The sequence below is a fragment of the Bacteroides sp. 41_26 genome, from assembly GCF_949740115.1.
Lineage (GTDB): Bacteria > Bacteroidota > Bacteroidia > Bacteroidales > Bacteroidaceae > Bacteroides > Bacteroides nordii.
This window is the reverse complement of the sequence record NZ_CATJGZ010000115.1, coordinates 19,694-27,853: the sequence shown is the minus strand read 5'-3', so window position 1 is coordinate 27,853 and position 8,160 is coordinate 19,694. Positions and strand designations below refer to the sequence as shown.

Here is an 8,160-nt window from a genome sequence, read left to right as displayed (position 1 = left end):
GTCTTTTTCAAAAAGTTCCTGATAATTCCCGAAAACTATGCAGTCATTTATAGAATCAAGGCATCAAATTACTTGTTCAAAGTAATGAAACACTTTGTTCCAAGTAAGTAAACACCTTGTTTCAAGCCTATGAACACTTTGTTTCAAGTGCTTGAAACAAATGGGAATTACCGTCAACAGGAAGGAACAACTAAGTAATCACAGCAGACGGTGTGCAAGATACTTTTATCGGATCAGTCCGAAAACCCTGTGGGCATAATATTTTGAAAAAATTCCAATATTGCAATGTAAGAATACAGATTCTTTTAAGGCATTATTAAATTAAGTATGTCAGACAACCGCTTGATTGGGTACCAGTATTATAACTCATCGTTTACGATTAATCACCCACAGGGTTTTCGGGGACTGACCCCGAAAAAGACCGATTTCTTCGATGAAATGGGGAGAAAAATAAAATCCTCCACATAAAATGCAGAGGATTAAGTGATCGCGACAGGATTCAAACCTGTAACCGGCTGATCCGTAGTCAGCTACTCTATTCAGTTGAGCTACGCGACCCTTTGTTTTTGTTTAACGGGTGCAAAGATACGGACTTTTTTGAAAGTAGCAAGCGTTTACTACTATTTTTTCCTGAAATATTATTCAAAGAAACGATAATTGAAGAGCTGCCAACCCAGCGTTAATCCGACATTCCACTCTTTTTTCGGTGAGCTATAATGATTTACATAAGCAGAGATAGCACCAAATGAAAATTGACATACAATTGATATTTCTCCTAAATATTCAAAACGAGAAAAGGCTTTTCCATAATATGCCTTGTTTATCGAATTTCTCTCTATTGGAAAAATCGGCATAAAACCATAGAATTCACCTCGCACATGAAACATTTGATTCAAGCGATACACAGGACGTACACCAGCTCCCACAAATTGATTGGCACGAAAAGCTTCATTATACATCAATTGCCCATGTGCTGTAGGCGCAAACTCTCCGGCCTGCATCATAGTAGCCGTATAGTTCTCGGAGAAATTTCTTGAAGAGTATAATGCTTTTAGATACCACCCAAGCGTCCAATGCTCTGCCATTCTATGGTATTTCTCCTTCATATATGACAGTTGCAGCCAGGAATGTCGCTCCTCACTTGTCCTCTTTGTATCCGAGCTTTCTCCCGGATAGAATCGTTCTTTCCCGGTAAATATCTGGGCCACAAGTTCCTCACGACTACCTTGTGTAGAAAATTGTCTGGCATTCAAGGTACTCCCATTAAAACTGATTGAACCACCCAACAAGCTATATTCGCTTTTATCATATTTATCTTTATCAAAATCAATCACATTCTTTTGAAAGTAACGATCCTGTATCTTCGCAAGCCCCACTCCAAACTCGGCTCTTTTACTGGAAAGGAAAGGAAGCCCTACTTTCAGTTTCACAAAACGCTCATCTTTTTGGTTGAATGCCGGCTTATCATTCCGCGAAAAAAGTTTCTCTTTCTTGAAATAATCAAATGTGCTGATAGAAGCTATCAACCGATATGATGTAGGAATATTGGTAGCAAAATCAATCCTCCCCATCAACTGTACATTATTATAAATTTTACCCAATTGTCCGTCAAATGTCAGTTCCTTTGCATTATAATTCAAGTTTTGATAGCTAAGCCCCAGATAAATCTGATTGGAACTTGTGGTAGAAACATTACCCCCGATACGGACAGAGAAATTATCCTCCAACTTGACTTTCAAATGCAAATCATATGTATCATCTTCCGGATTAAAAACAGCATGCGGGATGATCTCAGATATCATATTACCTGAAAGCAAACGGAAATAACCACGCTTCACATCTTCAAACGTAAACTCTTTATCATCCGAAGCATGAAATTCTTTCTTGATATAAGCCTGCTGTTGAGCATTGGCACCATCAATCAATATATTTTTGAAGCGAAGTTCCGGATAATTACTTCGGTACACTAGCCTTCTAAGACGGATATTATCGAGATTTACCCTCCTATGAATACGACTTTTGATAGAATCCATCATACTCATCGTACGATTATATCCAATGTCATGCAGTTCATCAATTCGTTGAAAATCCATCAGATTGACATCATCGTATTTAAAAGTCATCACAATGCCTTCAGATTCCGGAACTGAATAATCAGTTTTCTGCATTACCATGTTCTCAATCTGACTCATTAAATCATTTTCCTTCGGCTTTGTGGGATTAGTGGCTACAACACTACCAATAATAACATCAGGATGAAAATCATCACGCATCACATCCGCAGGAAAATTATTATAAATTCCACCATCATAAGCCAGAACACTGTCTATTTCAATCGGCTTAAACATGAATGGGAAGCTCATAGAAGCACGCACAGCATCTCCCAGATCACCTCTGTTCATAATCAGTTGTTTCTTATTATACACGTCAGAGGCTACACAACGAAAAGGCACAAAAAGTTTATTAAAATCTCCACCACAAGCTGCCGTAGCCCGAGCGTACAGATCAAGAAAAACAAGATTCATCTGTATTGGATTGACAACACTGGAAGGTAAAAACTGCGGTTTTATATTCAACGAATCACGAAAAGAAAGCCGGATATTTAAAAATTCAGGCGTCGGCTGGTTCTTTTTGAAGTAATACATATACTCTTCTTCCACCTCTCCGGAATACCAACGTTTAAACTCTTCCGACTTCAGCAATACTTCCATATCATCCGGAGAATACCCCATAGCGTATAATGAACCGACAATAGCTCCCATAGAAGTACCTGTAATATAGTCGATAGGAATATTATTCTCTTCAAGGGCACGAATAATACCGATGTGCGTCAGCCCTTTAGCTCCACCGCCACTCAATACAAGCCCCACTTTCTGAGCCTGCACCAATATAGGCAACAACAGCAAAAAAGTAATAAGCACTAAAGCTTTTTTCATAATCCCGAATAAAACAATTGATTTTTCATTAATTAATGCTCAAATATATGCAATAGTTTCCAATTAACGGGCAATTCAAAAGGATTTATAATCAAAAAAAGAGCATTGCTTCGCTTTCAGCGGACAATGCTCTTCGGGAATTTATTTAAGAATTAAAAGGGGCTATTTAAATAAGTTCAATGCTTCTTTTTACAAAGTTGTTCAACGCTTCACCCTTCAGCATGTTATTCTGCAATAAAGCAAGATCCACTAACTGGCGCACCACTTTGTTCTTTTCAGCATATCCGGTAAAGATAGCGTCCTTCTTACCTTTCAGTTCATCCAGTTTCTTATCCAAATCTTTCAATTCATCCTTTTCTGAGGTAGGAATATCTTCGTCCTTCTTGCCTTCCTGCTTCTTTTTCAATGCATCACGTTGTTTGGTAGTGTCATCAATAGAAAGCTGCAGAGGAACAATATCAGCTGCACAAGCTACTTCTTCATCACTCAACACTTGCTTAATAAGTTTGTGATCAGAATTCAAGACCAGATTGAACATATCCGGCATTTCTCCGTAAAAACTCATACCTGCCTGTATATTGGCCATTTCCTTCATACGACGCATGTATTCACTCTGCGTAATCAGTACAGGAGCCGAATTTTCACCCAATGCCTGTGTCATCACATTAAATTCAACCTTCTCAACTTTAGGTAACTGACTCTTGAATACGACAGACAAGGCTTCTTGTTTGTTAGCATCCAACATATCACCCTTCTTGTCGTCTTTCACAATAATATTGTCTATCACATCACTATCGACACGGGTAAAACGCGACTTCTCAAACTTCTGTTCAAGCATACTAACCATAGCAACATCCAACTGTCCATCCATAAGCAATACATTGTATCCCTTATTTTTAGCAGCTTCAATATAGCTAAACTGTTCGTCTTTATTATTTGTATACAGATAAATCAGATTCCCTTCCTTATCTGTCTGATTATCTTTAATCAGCGTCTGATACTCTTCATAGGTATAATGCTTACCATCTGTATCGGTGAAAAGGGCAAATTTTGAAGCTTTCTCATAAAAATCTTCCTGCGTCAACATTCCATAGTTGATAAATATTTTCAGGTCATTCCACTTTTCTTCAAACTGGGGACGATCATTCTTGAAAATAGATTGCAGACGGTCGGAAACCTTCTTAGTGATATATGTTGAGATCTTCTTCACGTTTGAATCACTCTGCAAATAAGAACGCGATACGTTCAACGGAATATCCGGTGAATCAATTACACCGTGCAATAGTGTCAGGAAGTCGGGCACAATGCCTTCTACAGAATCTGTCACATACACCTGATTACTATACAACTGAATCTTATTTCTATTCAGTTCAATATTGCTCTTTACTTTCGGGAAATAAAGGATACCAGTCAGATGGAAGGGATAATCCACATTCAAATGAATCCAAAACAAAGGCTCATCAGACATCGGATACAATTCTCTATAGAACTTTGTATAGTCCTCGTCTGAAAGTTCACTCGGTTTACGTGTCCACAATGGAGTAGTGTCATTGATGATATTATCTTCCGCAGTTTCTACCTGTTTGCCATCTTTCCACTCTTTCTTCTTACCGAATGCAATTGGAACAGGTAGGAATTTACAATATTTTGTCAACAGACCGGATATACGTGTTTCTTCAAGGAACTCTTTACAGTCATCATCAATATAAAGTATGATATCTGTACCACGATCAGCCTTGTCAACATCTTCCAAAGTAAACTCAGGACTACCATCACAAGTCCATTTCACAGCCTGAGCACCTTCCTTATAAGATTTTGTGATGATTTCAACTTTCTTTGCTACCATAAAGGCAGAGTAAAAGCCAAGTCCGAAATGACCAATAATGGCATTCGCATCATTCTTGTATTTTTCCAGGAAGTCATTGGCGCCGGAGAAAGCTATCTGATTGATGTATTTATCAATTTCTTCGGCAGTAAGACCAATACCGCGATCGGAAATGGTAATTGTATCCTTATCGAGTGATACATGAATGGTCAAATCACCTAATTCTCCTTTAAACTCACTAATAGATGCCAGTGTATTCAGTTTTTGAGTAGCATCAACAGCATTAGAAACCAGCTCACGGAGAAAAATCTCATGATCACTGTACAAGAACTTTTTGATGATAGGGAAAATGTTCTCTGTTGTAACCCCAATATTACCTTTCTGCATAATAATGTATATTTTTAATTTATCAGATTAATGTTTTCGTGGAATATAAAAACAAAAAAAATGCCAGACCTTCCGGTCTGACATTTTGACGTATTACAAGGAAATTTATTCCACAACACTGGCCTCTTTCTTCATCTCCAATTCTCCTTTCTCTTCATTCAGAGACACCCTTATACTATCCCCTTCAACCAGAGTAGAAGAAATGATTAGTTCTGACAATCCGTCTTCCAAGTATGTCTGTATGGCACGTTTCAACGGACGAGCCCCAAACTGTACATCATACCCTTTTCCAGCTATAAATTGTTTAGCCTTATCTTCGATAACCAAATTATAACCAATAGACTTAATCCTGTCATACAGACCTTTAAGTTCTATATCAATAATTTGAGTTATCGCTTCCAAAGACAACTGATCAAAAGTAATAATCTCGTCAACGCGATTTATAAACTCCGGAGCAAAGGATTTATTCAACGCCTTCCGTATCACACCACGAGAAAATTCTTTATCATCAATACGGCTCTGGGTAGCAAAGCCCACTCCGCGGCCAAAGTCCTTCAACTGACGCGTACCTATGTTAGACGTCATGATAATGACGGTATTTTTAAAATCTACCATTCTGCCATAACTGTCAGTCAACCGACCTTCGTCCATTACCTGCAGCAACAGATTAAAGACATCGGGGTGCGCTTTCTCTATTTCATCAAGCAAAATAATAGAATAAGGTTTACGACGCACCTTTTCCGTCAACTGTCCGCCTTCTTCGTATCCCACATATCCCGGAGGTGCTCCTACAAGACGGGAGACGGTGAATTTCTCCATATATTCACTCATGTCAATACGAATTAAAGCATCCGAAGAACCAAACATGTACTTGGCCAACTCTTTAGCTAAATGCGTTTTACCAACACCAGTAGGGCCCAGGAACATAAAAGTTCCAATCGGCTTATTCGGATCTTTCAATCCGACACGACTACGCAGAATGGCTTTCACCAACTTTTCAATAGCCGGATCCTGAGCAATAACCTTAGCCTGAAGAGACTCTTTCATTCCAGCCAGTTTAATGCCTTCGGCCTGTGCCATACGCTGCACCGGAATACCGGACATCATAGAAACAACATTTGCAATTTCCTCTGCATCAACAGTCTGACGATTGTCTTTCAATCGTTCTTCCCATTCTTGTTTCATCCGGTCAAGCTCAGTAGTGAGTTCTTTTTCTTTATCCCGAAAGCTGGCAGCAAGTTCAAAATTTTGCGATTTCACCGCATCATTCTTCTTACTTTTAGCTTCTTCAATCAATCTTTCCTGTTCTTCTATTTCTTTCGGAACATTAATATTGGTAAGATGCACGCGTGAACCAGCTTCATCAAGAGCATCAATTGCTTTATCCGGAAAATTACGGTCCGTTATATAGCGATCTGTCAACTTGACACAAGCCTCCAAAGCTTCATCAGTATAGATCACGTTGTGATGGTCTTCATACTTACTCTTGATATTCCGAAGAATCTGAAGAGTTTCTTCAGCCGTAGTAGGTTCTACCATAACTTTTTGGAACCGACGTTCCAATGCACCATCTTTTTCTATATTCTTACGATACTCGTCAAGAGTAGTGGCACCAATACACTGTATTTCACCACGTGCAAGAGCCGGCTTCAACATATTGGCAGCATCCATAGAACCAGCAGCAGAACCTGCACCAACAATGGTATGTATCTCGTCAATAAACAAGATGACATTCGGATTCTTCTGTAACTCATTGAGAATGGAGCGAATACGTTCTTCAAATTGTCCGCGATACTTAGTTCCAGCAACAACTGATGTCATATCCAATGCCACTACACGTTTATCAAATAAAATACGCGATACTTTTTTCTGAATAATACGAAGTGCCAGACCTTCAACAATAGCTGACTTTCCAACACCCGGTTCACCAATCAATATCGGATTGTTCTTTTTACGGCGACTCAAAATCTGCGCCAGACGTTCTATTTCACGTTCACGACCTACAACAGGATCCAAGCGTCCTTCTTCTGCCGCTCTTGTCATATCCGTACCAAAATTATCGAGTACAGGAGTATCATTCGCCGGCTTTTTAGAAACCGTTTGTGCCTGTTGCTGACGCTCTTCCGAGCCACGATCACCAGAACGGGAAGTCCCCATTTCCTCTTCGTCATCGTCATCTTCGCTAAAACCCATTCCGGCATTAATATCCGGTTGCAATGACAACTGCTCAAACACTTTTTTGTAATCTACCTGGTTTGCTTCAAGTACAGAAGCAGCCACATTATTACGATCTTTCAAGATAGCCAACAGAACATGCTCTGTGTCAGCTACATTACTCTTCATTAAACGAGCTTCAAGAATACACATCTTGAGTATCTTAGCCGCCCCATTAGACAATGGAACTTCTGCATCAGGCAGCAGTAAATCATCTGCATCTGCCTTCAATATTGCTTCAATCTGCTTTTTAATGTCGGTCAGATTTGTTTTGAGTTTAGACAATATCTCGATAGCTTTCCCTTCACCGTTCCTAAGCATTCCCAGTAACAAATGTTCAGGGCCTATATACCTACTTCTCAAACGGTTCGCTTCTTCCTTACTGAAAACGATAATGTCGGAAACTCTTTGTGAGAATTGATTATTCATACTTTATTCCTTCCTTCTTAAGGTGTTATTCACTGGCAAAGATACGCATAACATTGATTTACGCGTAATATTTGCTTTATTTATTATAATAACAAATGCCGTGCCAAAAAAGATGCATACATATATACCTTATTATATATAATAATAAAAGACTTCTCATATTAGTCAGTTAAGGCTATTTCTCATTCTCATGAGAAGTGAGAACTAATAATAAAACATCCCCTTGTTTGAACTTCAGTTCTTTATCAAAACACCCGGATGTTTTATATCATAACATCCCCATGTTTTATATTAAAACATCCGGATGTCATGGTATCATTGTACCTATACAATATTGATTTTCAAATACTAACAGAGCATTCCTTAGAT

Annotated in this window: 3 protein-coding genes and 1 tRNA gene; all 4 read right to left on the bottom strand. The window is 38.8% G+C overall.

Translation table 11 applies throughout. From position 1 onward, the window contains the following. Nucleotides 1-484: 484 nt before the first annotated feature. A tRNA-Arg gene (locus QX565_RS17400) sits at nt 485-558 on the bottom strand. 80 nt (nt 559-638) lie between these two features. Continuing rightward, on the bottom strand, nt 639-2,936 hold the full coding sequence (locus QX565_RS17395; RefSeq protein WP_255586190.1) for a patatin-like phospholipase family protein: 2,298 nt from the start codon (nt 2,934-2,936) through the stop codon (nt 639-641). A 166-nt stretch (nt 2,937-3,102) separates the two neighbouring features. Beyond that, entirely contained in the window at nt 3,103-5,148 is a 2,046-nt protein-coding gene (htpG, locus tag QX565_RS17390) for a molecular chaperone HtpG (RefSeq protein ID WP_221651002.1), read from the bottom strand. A 105-nt stretch (nt 5,149-5,253) separates the two neighbouring features. After that, nucleotides 5,254-7,791, bottom strand: coding sequence for an ATP-dependent Clp protease ATP-binding subunit (locus QX565_RS17385; RefSeq protein ID WP_289293700.1), 2,538 nt, complete (start codon nt 7,789-7,791; stop codon nt 5,254-5,256). Nucleotides 7,792-8,160: the final 369 nt, after the last annotated feature.

Coding starts and splice junctions, on each gene's coding strand:
- htpG (WP_221651002.1), bottom strand. CDS start 5,148: ATGCAGAAAGGTAATATTGGGGTTACAACAGAGAACATTTTCCCTATC.
- QX565_RS17385 (WP_289293700.1), bottom strand. CDS start 7,791: ATGAATAATCAATTCTCACAAAGAGTTTCCGACATTATCGTTTTCAGT.
- QX565_RS17395 (WP_255586190.1), bottom strand. CDS start 2,936: ATGAAAAAAGCTTTAGTGCTTATTACTTTTTTGCTGTTGTTGCCTATA.